Origin of the sequence: Priestia megaterium (assembly GCF_046599315.1) — a bacterium.
Lineage (GTDB): Bacteria > Bacillota > Bacilli > Bacillales > Bacillaceae_H > Priestia > Priestia megaterium_F.
Map to the genome: position 1 here is coordinate 225,167 of NZ_JBKIKC010000002.1, position 15,902 is coordinate 241,068.

The following is a 15,902-nucleotide window of genomic DNA, read 5'->3' on the forward strand; positions in this document are numbered from 1 at the left end:
TTCAATTTGCGGTAATACATTTGCTGAAGTCGCTGTTAAGCCTTTCAAAACTAATCAGTCCCTTCATACGCTAAGTATTTAACCTTTCACCACAACCATTTGCATGATAGCTGCTGTACTATATGTGTACCCCGTATTTATATAGTAAAACCTTAAAAAGCAATTTTTTATTACATGTAATTTTCTAGACTTTATAGCAAAGAAAATTTAGATAGTATAGGTGAAAGAAGCACGTCAGCTAGTAGCGCCTCTACTGCTCATCCTCACCCAGGCAAAGAAAAGCATCTGCAGTGAATTTCATCAAATTTATTTAATGTATGATTTCATCAATTTTTTGAAATGCATCTTCAAGTGAAGTATATCCATTTGTTTCTCCTTCGTTACCTTGAACAGTCCATTCTTGCTTTTCTACTGCTAGTTTCCCGTTTTTATCTTTTATATAAGGTCTGTTAATCATAAACACATGATTATTCTTTTTTACTGTGTAGCCAAGATAATAGTGATTCCCTTCTCCTTCTTCTTCATATACGGAGACGCCTTGAAGATTATATTTGTTTAAAATGTCATCCATATGATGAGTCAGTTCACTTACAATCGCTTCTCTTCCTACATATTCCATATTTTTTACCCCTTTTCATTTTGATTTATGTTTAGCATTCCCTTGAGCATATTCAATTACACTATCTTTCAAACGTTGTATGAACAAAGCAAATCAATATGATAGTCATCATTACATAGTAATAAGAAAGCTACCTCACTATAATGCAACGAAAAAACATTGCTAAGTGAAGTAGCTTTTTTGTTACCGAAATCTATAGAGAAACTTAATTATAGTTCCGTTAAAATAATTGGTTCACTGTTTGTTACAATAATCGTATGTTCACATTGTGCCACAAGACTATTATCCGGTGTAACAAATGTCCAACCGTCGTCTCCGCGTTCAATGATATGATCAGCTTTCATAGAGATAAATGGCTCTACAGCAATAACAAGACCTTTTTTCAAAAGTGCTTTATCCATTGGATCGTAATAGTTTAAAATGTGGTTAGGAGCGTCATGCAAGCTGCGGCCAACACCATGACCCGTTAAATTTTCAATAACAGCATATCCGTTTTGATGTGCAAAGTTAGATACAGCACGACCAATTTGGTTTTGTTTTGAACCAGCTTTTACTTTTTTCATAGCTGCCCAAAATGCATCAACTGCAGCTTGACACAGCTTTTCTTTTTCTTCGTCTTGCCCAATAACAAATGAAATACCAGTATCTGAATAATAGCCATCAAGTACGGCAGATACATCCACATTTACTAAATCGCCATCTTTTAATACTCGATCTCCCGGAATACCGTGGGCCACTTCTTCGTTTACACTAATGCATGTTACACCTGGGAAATTATATTCTTTTTCAGGTGCAGAAGTAGCACCGTGTTCATCCAATATTTTTTTACCAATCATATCAAGCTCTTTCGTTGTCATACCTGCTTTTGCTTGATTTTTCATCTCTTCACGTGCAAGCGCAACGATGCGGCCAATTTTGCGTAAACTTTCTAAATCTTGTTCGTTACCAATAATCATAAAAAACACTTTCCTTCCTCGAAATATATATCCTATCCGATTTTATCATATTTTTATGAGGATTTTTCAACAGACCTTTTAAGAACTAAGATGTACGATTAATTAGACTAGTAAGATATTTATCATATGCCAAACTTTCGCTTTTTAACCGATTGAATTCACCAAAAAAAGAATGCTGCTATAAGGCAGCATTCTTTTCTACATTATAGAGACCTTACACCTTCATCAACAAACCTATTTCTAGGTTTCTTAAGCTCCAAATGATCTCTTAATGTGTTTCCTTCATAGTCTATTCGAAACAAACCTCTTTCTTGTAAAATTGGTACAACAAGATTTACAAAATCATCTAAGCCAGATGGAAGTAAAGGAAACTGCAGCATAAATCCGTCCGCTGCTTTTTCCTGAAACCACCTTTCCATTTCGTCCGCAATTTGAATGGGGGTTCCTACAAAATTATCTTTTCTTGCAGCACCAAAAAATCGCGTATAAAGATCCCCTACCGTAAGTTTTTCCTTTGCTATAATTCTTAGCATCTCATCAAACTGACTTTGGATGCCATTCACGGATGGAAACTCTACCTTTGAGGCAGGAGTACTAAGGGCATACTTCGTAAAATCAACGTTCCCCATATACCCAGAAACGAACTTTAATCCTTCATACGGATTCACTAGCTTTTGTAAATCGTTGTATTTTTGAATCGCTTCTTCTTCTGTTTCTCCTATAATAGGAGAAACACCGTGAAGGATATGTAAATCAGCTTCCGTTCTATTATATTGAGAAAGCCTTGATTTAAGGGATTTATAAAAACTTTTGGCTTCTTCTATATTATCTCGATGTGCAAATACCACCTCTGCCGTTCTTGCCGCTAAGCGCTGTCCCGGCTCAGAAGAACCGGCCTGAACGATAACCGGTTGTCCTTGGGCGGAACGAGCGATATTTAACGGCCCTTTTACAGAAAAATACTTGCCTTTATAATTAAGTTCATGTACCTTTTTAGCATCAAAAAACTCTCCTTTTTCTTTATCGTATAAAAAGGCAGCATCTTCCCATGAATCCCACAACCCTTGAACAACATCAATGAATTCTTCTGCACGTTCATACCGGTGATCGTGTTCCCAATGAGTATCACGGTTAAAATTTAACGCCGTTTCCCCTGTTGCATCTGCTGTGGTCACAACGTTCCAGCCTGCTCTTCCTCCACTTACATGATCGACAGAGGCAAACTGGCGTGCTAGTGTATAAGGTTCATTGTAAGTTGTTGAAGATGTGGCAACAATGCCAATTTTCTCAGTAGCTGTCGCCATTGCTGTAATGATTACAATAGGATCAAACCGATTCAAAATCTGAGGATGCGACTCTGCATTTACTGCTAAACTATCGGCAATAAACGCGATGTCAAATTTTCCTCTTTCAGCGGTTTGTGCAAGCTTTTGATACACAGAAACGTCAATACTTGCGTTAGGTTTTGAATCAGGGTGACGCCACGAAGCTACGTGCATACCTGTGCCAATCAAATAAGCGGCAAGTTTCATTTTTCGTTCCTTGACCATTTTCCCACCCCCTATTTAGTACTTATTTTGTTTCATACGTCTCTTTGTAAGTATTCAATTCCTTCAAGCTAATAAAGGTCGGAATATAATTTCCTTTGTATGTCTTTTTTATAAAGGCAGCCGTAGCTTTTGATTGATACACTTTTACTAACTTCTTTAAATACGTGTTATCCTGGTCTTTTTTTCTTGCAGCGATGACATTAATATAGGGCTTTGCTGTTTTATTTTCATGAATAAGTGCATCCTTTAAGCTAAGACCCGCTTCCACAGCTACACCATTGTTAATAATGGAAGCTGCGGTATCTTGCATAACGCGGGGAGTGCTTGCAGAATCGACGGGAATAATTTTTAAGTTTTTAGGATTGCTTTTAATTTTGTCCTCTCCTCCGTTACCGTCAAAGCCTTCAACCACTGTGATTAAATCAGCTTCTTGCAGCAAAACTAGTGCTCTTCCCCAGTTAGAAGGGTCATTTGGAACAGCAATTTGAGCACCATTTGGAATGTCTTTTAACGATTTATATTTTTCAGAATAAAGGCCTAGAGGCGCAATGATGGTCGTTCCAATTGGCACAATATCCGTTCCGTTCTTTTGATTAAACGAATCTAAATACGCAACGTGCTGAAACGCATTTACATCTATTTCTCCTTCAGCTAAGGCTTGATTAGGATCGTACGCTGAAGAAAAATTCACAAGTTCTATATTCAGCCCTTGTTTTTTTGCTTTCTCTTTTATAAATTCCCACGTCCGAAGTTCGGAGCTTCGAATGCCTACTTTAATTTTATCTTCTTTACTACTGGCACCGGATGAGGGATTAGAACATCCTGTTATGGCGAGGGTAAACAACAGCAGAAGCAGGAATATCGTTTTTTTCATTTATAACTCTCCTTTAAAAAGCTTACTTTAAAGATGTTCTTACACTCTTCTAATCTTGCGTTCTATAACGTTTCCTAAAGTTTGAATACCTTGAACAATAATAAGAAGAAGCACAACGGTAACTACAATTGTAATCGTGCTGAAGCGTTGATAGCCGTAAGTAATAGCTAAATCACCAAGCCCTCCGCCTCCGATAGCACCGGCCATTGCTGTTGCTCCAATTAACCCAATTGTGACAGTTGTTAAGCTTAAAATAAGAGAGGGGAAGGCCTCTGGAATTAAAAAACGGAATACAATTTGAGTTTTAGAAGCACCCATCGCTTGCGCTACTTCAATAATGCCTTCATTTACTTCAAGCAAAGAATTTTCAACGAGTCTAGCCATATAAGGTCCAATATGTAAAACAAGTGGAACAATAGCCGCCGTTGTACCAATAGTCGTTCCGACGACGAACCTTGTAAATGGGATAATCGCTACAAGTAAAATAATGAACGGGATCGAACGAAAAATATTTACAATAGAATTTAAAATTGAAAAAACAACTCGATTTTCAAGAATATGCCCCTTGCGTGTTACAACAAGTAAAATCCCTAAAGGAATTCCAATTAAAGCCCCGAAAAGCAGGGAAGCACTAACCATGTACAGTGTTTCCCACAAAGCCGCTAATATCAACTCTTGGCTTACTTCTAACATTTGAAACCACCTCTTCCATTCTTATATTTTGCTGCAGTGCATATAGTTCAGCTCTATCTATTTCTTCTTGCGTGCCAATTAATTCAATAATTAAATGCCCAAATGGAATGCCCTGTAACTCCGTAATGTTTCCAAGTAAAATATTTATCTGTACATTAAAGCGCTTTGATAAGCTTGAAATCACAGATTGACCGGAATTGATGCCGATAAAGTTAATCTTAAAAATTTTCTGATTTGAATTTGTAGTTTGTACTAATTCATACACGTTTTGTGGAATGTCATCTCGAATAACTGACTGAACAAAATTTTTAGCAATTTCGGTACGTGGATTTGAAAAGATATCAAATACATTTCCTGTTTCAATAATCTTCCCGTCCTTCATCACAGCGACACGATTACAAATTTGCTTAATGACTTCCATTTCGTGTGTGATTATTACTATCGTAATTTGATATTCTTCATTAACTTTTTTCAGCAATCTCAAAATAGATTCTGTTGTATGCGGATCTAATGCTGAAGTTGCTTCATCACATAATAAAATAGAAGGATTTGTTGCTAATGCACGCGCAATGCCTACTCTCTGTTTTTGACCTCCAGAGAGATGATCGGGATATGCACCTGCTTTGTCTTCTAAATCTACAAAATGAAGCAGCTCTTCTACGCGTGGCTTTATATCTTTTTTTGCTTTTCCACTTAATATAAGCGGCATTGCTATATTTTCAAACACTGTTTTTGAATTTAATAGATTAAAGTGTTGAAAAATCATGCCAATTCTTTTTTTGTTTTTTCTCAGCTCCAATTCAGACAACTTTGCTAAGTTTTCTCCATCTACTATTACTTCACCTGAAGTCGGATACTCCAGTAGATTAATCGTTCGAAGCAGCGTGCTTTTTCCTGCCCCGCTTAATCCAATCACCCCAAATATGTCTCCTTTTTGTATCGTTAATTCAATGTCTTTGAGAGCTTCAATTTTTTTCGAACCACTCTCGAATACTTTTGAAACACGTTGAAACTTTATCAAAAGAAATCCTCCTTTTCTTTTAAAATGCGATTCTTATTTCTTTTTTACTTCTATACTTAGAAAGCTGGAACGACTGCGCCATCGTATTTTTCCTTAATAAACTTTTTAACTTTATCTGTAGTAAGTGCTTTTGCTAAACGTTGAATATTTTTATTCTCTTTTTTCTCTCTCGTAGTCACTAGAATATTCACATAAGGAGACTCTTTCTTTTCAATAATTAACGCATCTTTAGTTGGTTTAAATCCGCCTTCAAGAGCATAATTCGTATTGATAGCGGAAGCTTCTACATCATCAAGAGAGCGGACAAGAAGCGAACCATCTACTGCCACAAAGTCTAGCTTTCTTTTATTCTTTGAAATATCTTCAACCGTATAAGAGCTACCACTAGGTTTCTTTTTTAACTCAATGATTCCATTAGACTCGAAAAGCTCTAGTGCACGTGAAAAGTTCACCGGATCATTAGGAACAGCAACCTTTACTCCTTTGGATAAATCGTTAATTGATTTTATTTTTTTAGAATACACTCCAAACGGTTCGATATGAACGTTTGTCACACTTACAAGATTTAATCCACTATCTTTATTCGTTTGCTCTAAGTATGGCGTATGTTGAAAATAGTTGGCATCTAACTCTCCATTTGCTGTTTGTTCATTTGTCTGTATGCCGTCTTTAATATTTACAATGTCCAGCTTTATCCCTTCTTTTTTCAAATCAGGTTCCACATATTTCAAAATTTCTGCGTGCGGCGTGGAGGCTGCCCCCACTTTAAGAACTACATCTTCTTTCTTGTCACTATTTTGACCAGATGCTTTTTCGTTATTTCCACACCCTCCCACAACAGTAAGTACTGCTAATAATGCAAAAAGCCATACAAATTTCTTCATTTCTCTCCCCCCACCATTTGTGATGTATTAAATATATAGCGTTAATCTGCTGCCATTAAAAAAGACAAAAATTCTGAGGTAATCCCCGTCATTTTTGTCTCCATTCGTCTGGTCGACTGTTCTGTTTCCACTATATGTTTAACAAACATTTTTAAATCCGATAATTCCAATAAGAGTTTTAAATCTTTTGAAAAATATACCAAACATGCTTTTGACTGTCAATTTAGTATTTATAAACCGTGAGATTACATATTTTATTTGTGATAGTTATACTTAGGTGCTTCAATCGGGCATTAGATAGAAAGTCTAAGAAATCTAACCAAAATGTTTATGTTATCAAAAACCCACTTTACAAATAGGAATAATTAACTTAATATAGACCTCATATTAATCAGGCCGTCTGGTCAACCAGAGGCTCTTCAAACGTATCAATAACGTTTGAAGAGCCTCTTTTATTTCGCAATCTAAAGTACACTTGCCTACTGGATCACCAATGGCACCGAAAAAGCTTTTTAGCAGTCTTTTCGGTGCTTTTTTATTACTCGTTACACAGAAATTAGTATCGGGAGGAATAAAACGATGAAAAATTTATGCGTTACTTTAGCTTTGGCAATTGGACTTATTATGCCTTTAGGAGGATGCTCTCAAAGCTCTAGCTCAGAAAACAGCGATAAAAAAGTAATCAAAGTTGCTTTGAGTGATGAAGTAAATCCGCCTTTTCTATTTACGAACGAACAGAATGAGCCTATTGGATATGATATGGATTATGTAAAGCAGCTTGAAAAAAAGCTTCCAAGGTACAAATTTGAATATACGCTTGGAGAAGAAGAAACAAATTTGTTAGGTGTGTCGACAGGAAAATATGATTTTGCCATCAACTGGTTCTTCAAAAACCCTGAACGAGAAGAAAAATTTCTTTATCCCGCGCATGAGTATGGTTATTCTTTAACAGCCTTAGTGACACAAAAATCACGCAACGATATCAAAACACTTAACGATATGGTGGGCAAAAAATTTCCTCCTGTATCTGCTACGGGCGGATTGCGCGCTATTTTGAATGCCTATAACAAAGAACACCCTACTAAGCCTTTAACATTAGAAAGCATTGATAACCCTTCTACCGCAGAAAACTTAAAGTTGGTAGATAAAGGTAAAGCGGATGCTATCTTTTTAAACGTAACAACATTTAACGAAGTACAAAAACAGCTCAAATTAAATTTAAAAGTAGGAGGCATTGTATCAAAAGAACCAACTTGGTTAGTCTTTAATAAAAATAATCAAAAACTTGCTGATGAAATTGATAAAGCGACAGTCGAACTACAAAATGACGGGAGGCTAGAAAACTTGGCTGAAAAATGGTTTAAAGTAAATTTCTTTAAAGAATTGAAGTATATTAATCAGCAAAACTTCAATTTCCAAGATTAAATGAGTAAAAGAATTCATCATTACGGCGGGGTGAGATATGATTAGTACCGATTTTCATGATTGGTTAAAGCTGTTATGTCAAGTGGTAGATAAACTTCCTTTAACACTATTTATGCTAGGCCCTTCTCTCTTTTTTTCATTGCTTTTAGGTTTCGTGATTGCCCTGATACGCATTCAAAAAAAGCCTGTTCTTTCTAAAGTGGCAACCATCTATTTATCTTTTATGCGCTGTACACCGCTGCTGGTTCAGCTGTTTCTTGTATACTTCGGCCTTCCTCAGCTGCTGCTTATCGTCCATATTGACATTAACAGCTGGAGTCGCATCACTTTCTTAGTTATTGCTTTTTCACTACATACTGCTGCTCCTTTATCAGAAGTTATTCGTTCAGCATATCTTTCGATTGATAAAGGACAGTTCGAAGCGTCTTATAGTATTGGCATGAACTATTTTCAAACCTTAAGAAGAATTATCCTTCCTCAAGCGTTTGTAGCAGCACTACCTAATTTAGGAAATGCTACGATTTCATTATTAAAAGATACTGCACTTGCTTTTACCATTGGAATTATTGATATTATGGGGCAAGTTCGCCTTATTTTGGGCAACAACTATGGAATAGGAATGTTTGAAATTTATGTTACGATCTCACTCGTATATTGGAGCATGTGTATCGTAATTGAAATCACGGTCAGTTACTTAGAGAAACATTTAAAAAAAGGCAGCGTCAGCATCTCTAAATAATTTGTACTAGTAAAGGAGTGAACTTGATTGCCTATTATTGATTTACGATTTGCTTTGGAGGAAACTCCTGAAGTCTTAAAAGGTGTACCTTTAACACTAACAATAGCGATTATCTCAATGGCGATAGGAAGTATTTTTGGTCTTTTCATTGCGCTATGCAGAATATATAAAATTCCGCTTCTAAAGCAAATAGCTGTTATATACGTCTCATTTATGAGAGGCACCCCACTGCTCGTACAGCTCTATGTATTTTTCTATGGAATCCCTATTTTCCTAGAATTTCTAAATGAGACTCAAGGCTGGGACTTAGGTGGGGATACTATTTCACCTTTAGTTTATGCTTTAATTGCGTACACATTAAATACCTCTGCTTATCAATCAGAGGTATTCCGCTCTTCTATTCAAACCATTGACCGTGGTCAAATTGAAGCTGCATATTCAGTAGGAATGACTACTTTTCAGGCTGTTAAAAGAATTATCTTCCCTCAGTCTTTAGTAGCGGCTATTCCTAACCTTGGAAACATTTTTATTAGTTTAATTAAAGCTACTTCTCTTGCTTTTGCGGTAAAAGTAGTTGAAATTATGGCGATATCTAAGGTCATTGCTAATGATGGGTATAAATATTTAGAAATGTATCTGGTCGCTTCACTTATTTACTGGATTCTTTGCTTCTTCTTTGAGAGGCTATTTGTAATCATTGAGAAAAAACTTAGTCATTATGAATTAAGAGAAGAAGTGCGTTCAGCTTCTTAACTCTCCTAGAAAAATCAATATAAACTGATCAAGAAAGCTGTCTTAGTAAAGAGGCAGCTTTCTCAATCCATTATTTTACTGTTTTAAATTTCACTTCATTAAACAAACTAGTAGAATTCCACACATTCAGCCCAGCATAACCTTCTAAAAAGGTAGGGTCCATTGCATCGATCACCAGCTTGCCATCGAGATAAACTTGAATGTGTTCTCCTTCAGCCATTACTTTCAAATGATAATTCGTATTTGTCTTTAAATCCAGCTTTCCTCCATCATCGTAAACAATTAGGTCCTTCCCAATTCCGTCTCTAAACGTAATGAGCTTTACTTGATTATTAAGCACATCTACATTTGCAGCGTAAGCATTATTTGCCTGTTCATCCGAACGAAATACTAGCGCTCCTGCTCCTGTAGAATTTGAAGTGGCCTCCTTTAACACCTTTATCTTTGCTTCATATGTGAAATTCTTTGCTTTTTCTGATGATAAAGTAAAGGAATCTTCTTTGCTTCGCCCTTGTTTTCCATTAATCGTATCGGCCCATAATCCACTAATGTTTTTCCATCCCGATAAGTTTGTATCAACAGGACTTTTATTCCAAATTGATTTTAATGGATACATCTTAAGAGAGTTTAATTTTACAGCTCCTCCTTTGCTATAAAGCCTTATTTTATTGCTTGAAAGCGTCGGAAAGAGCTGATCTGTTATTACTTCCGTTCCGTCATTACCAAATACTTCTATAGATGACTGGTCTACGAACATATGAAGCTTAACCTTTCCGTCTTTTGGAAGCATAGAAGCAGAATGTTTGCCTTTCACATTTTCACCAAAATCAAAACTTCCAGAGTTTGTTCGATCAACAAATAGTCGCTGCTTGTTTACGTTATAGCTGACTTTTGTATTTTCACTGCCTTCTTTTTGAATTTGAAATCCAAATTCTTGTGCATCTGTATTAGAAACATCAAATTCTGCGATGATTTCATATTTGTTTTCTTGTATGCCTGAAAGAAGATTTTTGTTTTCTGTGACCATCAAATTCTTCAATATCTTTTTTTCTTGCTTATTGCGAATTGAATCAATTGAAACAGGGATTTGTTTTAAGCGAAGCCCTTCTGCTGTTTTGGTTAGGGCTATTTTTCTAGGGATTGACATAGAACTTCTCCAAGTAGTGGTTGGGGTATTGTTTGCATATTGCCAGTTACTCATCCAGCCTAGCCAATACTTTTCTCCGTTATCTCCTTCAACTCCGCTCCAATCTACGGCAGCATAAAAGTCGGCACCATAATCTGTCCACAGTACTTCCTCTGGTAGATTTTCATTTTTAAACGCTTTCCCGTCAAAATCACCAACAAAGTACTGCATACCCGAACCTCCGGCTGCCGCTCCATCATTGATGCTGACTTGCAGCACCCATTTTTTCTTTGTGCTGTCTCCATCAACCGGCAGTTCGAGCAAAGTAGGACACTCCCAAATGCCTCCGTTGCTTCCATGAGTTGAATTCACCCATTCTCCTGACACCGTATTCCAATCTGAAAGCTCTCCGCCTTCCCTTTGTTTAGCTTCCTCCGGTTCTTTTGCTACACTATCTACTTTCTCCGGCATCTTTTCTGTATTGAATACATTAACATCATCTAAATTAATATGCCCCCATCCTCCTACAGCTTGATCAACAGCTTTAATATACAGTACTTCTCCTATATACTTTGAAGCATCCCACACGTAGCGCTGATACTTTTCGTCTGCAAACTTTGTATTCGCTTGACGAACCAATTCTTTGTCGTCGGATGCCCTGACTAAGGATACATAGCGGTTTGTAGGGTCGTTTCCTCCTCCTATTAACAAATTGATTTCACCTGAACCGCTCAATTTAAAATAAGATGAATGTAATTCTCCAGTGGCATTATCGCCATCATGCTTATCAGAAAACCCCCATAAATGATACTTTCCCTCTTGTTCAAAGAGACCGCTCCAATTTACGGTTGCGTCCGTTACATGATCATTTGTGAATGCATTTCCTTTTAACGTTTTCCAGCCGGTGAGATCCCCTGTTTCAAAACTCCCATTTTTAATTTCCTTTTCATCTGTATCAATAAACTTGGTCATATTAACGTCTTGAAACCGGACTGAAGATTGATTAACATGTAATCCAAACAACCCTTTTGAAAAAGTTTCATCTTTTGCAGTAAGGATGAGTTTGTCGTCTACATGCAAATCAAGTTCATTTCCCGATGCAGTTACTTTCACTTGATGCGATTTATTCGTATCAAGTTTTTCGTTTGTTTCGGCAAGGACACTCGCAATGCCATCTTGAAGCTTTACTAGCTTAATTGTATCCTTAGAAACATCCACGCTAGCTATATATCCATTTCGGGCTTTTGCGTCTGCCCGAAAGAGTAGTGAACCTGAACCATCGCTTTCATCTAAAAATGTCATATTTGACTCGTAAGTGAACTGATCTCCCTGTTCTTCACTTATAATATATCCGTCGCTGTCAGATTTACCGATTTTTCCATCAGTAGTATCATTCCACATTCCCGTAACAGGTTTCCAATTAGATAGATTGGTTATGAAATTAGATTGATTCGTAAATTTAACATGACGAAAGACAGCTGTGGAATTCCATGCTGTTAGTCCAAACTGACCGTTTTCAAAAGATGCATCACTGCCTTCTAAAACCTGTTTTTCATTTAGTAGTACCTTAAAGTGATCACTATTGGCTTCTACTTTTACATGATATGCTTGTGACGTATCAATCCTCATTGGCTTTGAAACAAGGGTCGTTACGTTTCCTTTTTCTACTTTATTAAGTGTTAAGAGGTTCTTTTCAGCGTCTAAATTGACGGCGTATGCGTTTGTTGCGTCTTTATTAGAGCGAAAAACAAGGCCGCCTGCCCCTTCGCGTCCATTCTTTTCTACAAGGGTAATTTCCCCCTCTACAGTAAAGGATTGCCCTTTTTGTTCAGATAAAGTATATGAGTAGGCACCACTTTGACCGTTTGCTTGAACGCCTCCGTCAGGTCCAAACTCACTTGCATATTTCCAATTTTTTAAGTCAGGTGATGTATAAAACATAATTTTATCTTTAGCAGCTAAAGACATCACCCACTGCTTGGTTTGATCGTGCCAAAACACTTTTGGATCCCGCCAGTCAGGAACCGGGGGACTGGGCATAACAGGATTTCCTTCATATTTGGTCCACGTTCTTCCGCTGTCCGTGCTGTATGCTAAACTTTGTACTTGCCCTTTACTGCCCGAGTGTGTAAAGATCGCTACCATCGCTTCTTTTCCAAACCCTGCGGTATTATTCCAATCAATAACGGCACTCCCTGAAAAGATCTCTCCGTTCTCATCCGGAGAAAGAGCAATCGGCAGGTGTTTCCATTTCACTAAGTCTGTACTAACTGCATGCCCCCAGTGCATAGGTCCCCAAGTGGTACCGTAAGGATGATACTGATAAAAAAGGTGGTACTCTCCGTTATAATAGACCATTCCATTTGGATCGTTCATCCAGTTCGCTTCCGGAGAAAAATGAAATTGATTCCGGTATTTTTCTTGATAATACCCCGTATCATCAGCTAATACAGGGTATGCAGAAAACAAGCTTATGGAACAAGCGACTCCAATCATCAATATCTTTTTGACGGTTCTTTTCATCTTCCTTTCCTCCTTTATTTGCATGCTGGTTATGTAGAACATTTTCACCAGCAGCTTTTAGAAGCATATGGGACTCCTTATTTGTCACCCTAAAAAGCCGATCCAATAACCTCCTATACCGATTAGGAAAATACCGAAAATAATAAGCAAAGGATTTGTACCTTTTCGAAGCAGCCATGCTACTAATAGAGTTAGTGCTAAAGGAAGTAGCCCCGGTAAAATACTATCAAGTACGTCTTGCACGGTTTTCACCACAACTTTGCCAGAATCATCTTTGATTCTAGAAACCACTACGGGTATATTAATAGTGGTCCATTCCGAAACCAATGCTCCCATTACAAAGAGTCCTAAAATGGACGCACCTTCCGTCAGTTTCTGAATTCGATTGCCTACTAAATCTTTTAAAATTTCTGTTCCTTTTAAATAGCCATATTTTAGTCCATAATATTTTGTACTTAAGCGTATTACATTAATTAAGATAAAAAATAGCAGCGGCCCGGCAATGTTCCCGCCTAACGCAAGAGATGCACCTAGTGCTGCGAGGACTGGTCGCAGTGTTCCCCAAAAAATAGGGTCTCCTACACCAGCAAGCGGTCCCATTAATCCAATTTTCATTCCACTGATGGCTTTTTCATCAAAATCTTTTTTATTCGCCATTTCTTCTTCCATTGCTGCCGTGACGCCAAATATAGGTGCAGAAATCCATGGATGTGTATTGAACCATTCTAAATGACGCTTTAATGCTGCATTTCGCTGAGCCCCTGGTCCGTATAAGCGTTTGATTGCTGGAATCATGACATAGCAGTATCCCATTGCCTGAACACGCTCAAAGTTAAATGAACCGAGTAAAAAATTCGAGCGAATGAACATGCTAAAAATGTCTTTTTTCGTTAATCTTTTTTCAGTTTCCATTTCTATCCCTCCCTTAAGTTCGCCTTTTAGGCATCTAAATCATCATCGTCATCATCATATACCTGTTCGCTCCCTGTAGCTGCGGGAATGCCTGCCGGCTGCATTTGATTTCGCTGCTGCATTACTTGTTGGTAAAGAAGTGCTAAACAAAGACCCAGCGCTCCAAATCCTACTAGGTTAAACCCTGTAAAGGCCGCTAATAAGAAACCGATATAGAAAAAAGGCTTTAAATGAGGAATGTTCATCATATTGATAACCATGGCGTATCCTACGACCACGATAATGCCTCCTCCAATTTGCAGACCTTTCGTAATAACTTCCGGAATATTCCCCAGGAAAGTTTGTACGGCGCTTACGCTGATTAATGTAACAATTAAAGTTGGCATCATAACGCGAAGAGCCTGGAAACCCATAGCAGTAATATGCATAATTTCAATTCCTTTAAAGTTTCCTTCTTCCGCGTACTTGTCAGCTCGGTGAATTAAAAATACCGTAATTGTACGGACAAAAATGGTGAGCACTTGCCCTGCAGCTGCTAGAGCTATGGCCACCGCAATCCCTTCACCAATACCTTGACCAGCTGTAATAACCAAAATGGTAGAAATAACAGAAGCAATAGCTGTATCAGGTGCCATAGCTAAGCCGACATTCATCCATCCAAGAGCCATTAATTCCAGCGTTCCACCTAAAATAATGCCTGTTTTTAAATCTCCAAGCACCAAGCCTACTAACGTGCAGGCTATGAGAGGACGATGGGATTGACCTTCGTCCAACACGCTTGCGATACCAGTTATCGCTGCAATGACTAATAATAAAATAATTTGTATGGAAGACATAAACTCATCTCCTTATTTGATTTTTGTTTCGTTTCTCAGTAGTTGAATAAAATTTTCGCTAGAATCCGAAGGTAATTGGCGCAGTTCAAGCTGCACACCTAGTTCTTGCAGTTTCTCAAAAGCATCAATATCTTTTTCGGTAACGCTTACAGATTTAGTGATTTGTTTTCGGTCATTCGCAAAACGCATGCCCCCTACGTTTACTGTCTCAATAGGTACGCCCGCTTGAACAAGAGCGACAATATCTGCGGGGTTTTCAAACAGCAGCATGGCTGTTGTATCCTGATAACGCGGGCTATGAAAGGCTTTTGTCATTTTAGAAATCGAGACAGCGCTCGCTTTTACATTCGAAGGAGCCACAGAAAGAATGAGTGTTTTTCTCATTTCATCCGCTGCTACCTCATCTGAAACAATAATAATTCGATCCGCTGCATTTGTTTTAATCCATCTTGTTAATACCTGCCCGTGAATAAAGCGGTCATCAATTCTCGCTAAAACGATTTTCATAATAATCCATCCTCTCCGATTTGGTTTGTTTGCTGAATTTTTTCCAAATGTTCACTGCATACTTGAAAGCTTTCTTCATTCACTTGCTTTAATCTTCCTAGCATCTCTTTTAACGTAACATGTTCCCTCATCGCTAAAACTTCTAATAACATAGGCAAATTGACGCCGGATACCATATCCGCTGCTTTATTCTTAAGGATATATGGAGTAGCTGCATTATAGGGAGTTCCTCCGAAAATATCGACTAGAAAAAGCACTTCATTCTCTAAAGGCATTTCTTCTAGTACCTGCTTATATTTTTCCTCAAGAGTTTGAATGCCCTCTCCTTTTAGAAAAGGTACGGCTACTACGTGATTCTCTTCTCCAAATATCATTTTGGAAGACCCTTCTAATGCTGGCGCGAAATCACCATGGCCGCTAATAATAACTGAAATCATGTACACTTGCTCCTCTCTTTTATGTTCTACACTTATTTATTGCAAGT

14 protein-coding genes and 1 pseudogene are annotated in these 15,902 nt (G+C 37.7%); 3 read left to right on the forward strand and 12 right to left on the reverse strand.

What is annotated here, in order from left to right; all coding sequences use genetic code 11:
• Positions 1-310: 310 nt before the first annotated feature.
• The 7 genes and pseudogenes from ACLHDF_RS08525 to ACLHDF_RS08555 all read right to left on the reverse strand — a co-directional run bounded on the left by ACLHDF_RS08525 (position 311) and on the right by ACLHDF_RS08555 (position 6,597).
• Positions 311-619, reverse strand: coding sequence for a DUF5634 family protein (locus tag ACLHDF_RS08525; RefSeq protein ID WP_413918458.1), 309 nt, complete (start codon positions 617-619; stop codon positions 311-313).
• Between the two features lie 209 nt (positions 620-828).
• Positions 829-1,624: pseudogene (gene map, locus ACLHDF_RS08530) on the reverse strand (type I methionyl aminopeptidase).
• Positions 1,625-1,778: 154 nt separating this feature from the next.
• Positions 1,779-3,125: an LLM class flavin-dependent oxidoreductase gene (locus ACLHDF_RS08535; protein ID WP_413918459.1), complete on the reverse strand. Its 1,347-nt coding sequence runs from the start codon at positions 3,123-3,125 to the stop codon at positions 1,779-1,781.
• Positions 3,126-3,147: 22 nt separating this feature from the next.
• Entirely contained in the window at positions 3,148-3,999 is an 852-nt protein-coding gene (locus tag ACLHDF_RS08540) for a MetQ/NlpA family ABC transporter substrate-binding protein (RefSeq protein ID WP_413918460.1), read from the reverse strand.
• A 39-nt stretch (positions 4,000-4,038) separates the two neighbouring features.
• Entirely contained in the window at positions 4,039-4,692 is a 654-nt protein-coding gene (locus ACLHDF_RS08545) for a methionine ABC transporter permease (protein WP_413918461.1), read from the reverse strand.
• Complete coding sequence (locus tag ACLHDF_RS08550; protein WP_413918462.1) at positions 4,631-5,713, reverse strand: methionine ABC transporter ATP-binding protein; 1,083 nt, start codon at positions 5,711-5,713, stop codon at positions 4,631-4,633. The genes ACLHDF_RS08545 and ACLHDF_RS08550 overlap by 62 nt, the downstream gene beginning before the upstream one ends.
• 56 nt (positions 5,714-5,769) lie before the next feature.
• The gene (locus ACLHDF_RS08555) at positions 5,770-6,597 is read right to left on the reverse strand and encodes a MetQ/NlpA family ABC transporter substrate-binding protein (protein WP_413918463.1); all 828 of its coding nucleotides are present in this window, start codon (positions 6,595-6,597) and stop codon (positions 5,770-5,772) included.
• Positions 6,598-7,176: 579 nt separating this feature from the next.
• On the opposite strand from ACLHDF_RS08555, the gene ACLHDF_RS08560 reads away from it, so the two are divergent.
• Genes ACLHDF_RS08560 through ACLHDF_RS08570 form a run of 3 tightly spaced genes read left to right on the forward strand, consistent with a single transcriptional unit; the run spans position 7,177 to position 9,514 of the window.
• Positions 7,177-8,022: a transporter substrate-binding domain-containing protein gene (locus ACLHDF_RS08560; RefSeq protein ID WP_413918464.1), complete on the forward strand. Its 846-nt coding sequence runs from the start codon at positions 7,177-7,179 to the stop codon at positions 8,020-8,022.
• A 37-nt stretch (positions 8,023-8,059) separates the two neighbouring features.
• The gene (locus tag ACLHDF_RS08565; protein WP_413918465.1) at positions 8,060-8,761 is read left to right on the forward strand and encodes an amino acid ABC transporter permease; all 702 of its coding nucleotides are present in this window, start codon (positions 8,060-8,062) and stop codon (positions 8,759-8,761) included.
• 27 nt (positions 8,762-8,788) lie between these two features.
• The gene (locus tag ACLHDF_RS08570) at positions 8,789-9,514 is read left to right on the forward strand and encodes an amino acid ABC transporter permease (protein WP_413918466.1); all 726 of its coding nucleotides are present in this window, start codon (positions 8,789-8,791) and stop codon (positions 9,512-9,514) included.
• A gap of 70 nt (positions 9,515-9,584) precedes the next feature.
• Here ACLHDF_RS08570 and ACLHDF_RS08575 read toward each other — a convergent pair whose 3' ends face one another.
• The 5 genes from ACLHDF_RS08575 to ACLHDF_RS08595 form a co-directional block, all read right to left on the reverse strand.
• A complete protein-coding gene (locus ACLHDF_RS08575; protein ID WP_413918467.1) occupies positions 9,585-13,163 on the reverse strand; it encodes a GH32 C-terminal domain-containing protein in 3,579 nt (1,192 codons plus the stop codon).
• 84 nt (positions 13,164-13,247) lie between these two features.
• Positions 13,248-14,075, reverse strand: a complete 828-nt coding sequence (locus tag ACLHDF_RS08580; RefSeq protein WP_413918468.1) for a mannose/fructose/sorbose PTS transporter subunit IID — start codon at positions 14,073-14,075, stop codon at positions 13,248-13,250.
• 26 nt (positions 14,076-14,101) lie between these two features.
• On the reverse strand, positions 14,102-14,911 hold the full coding sequence (locus ACLHDF_RS08585) for a PTS mannose/fructose/sorbose transporter subunit IIC (RefSeq protein ID WP_413918469.1): 810 nt from the start codon (positions 14,909-14,911) through the stop codon (positions 14,102-14,104).
• 12 nt (positions 14,912-14,923) lie between these two features.
• Positions 14,924-15,418: a PTS system mannose/fructose/N-acetylgalactosamine-transporter subunit IIB gene (locus ACLHDF_RS08590; protein ID WP_413918470.1), complete on the reverse strand. Its 495-nt coding sequence runs from the start codon at positions 15,416-15,418 to the stop codon at positions 14,924-14,926.
• Positions 15,415-15,855, reverse strand: coding sequence for a mannose/fructose/sorbose PTS transporter subunit IIA (locus ACLHDF_RS08595; protein WP_413918471.1), 441 nt, complete (start codon positions 15,853-15,855; stop codon positions 15,415-15,417). Before ACLHDF_RS08595 ends, ACLHDF_RS08590 begins: the two co-directional genes overlap by 4 nt.
• Positions 15,856-15,902 lie beyond the last annotated feature (47 nt).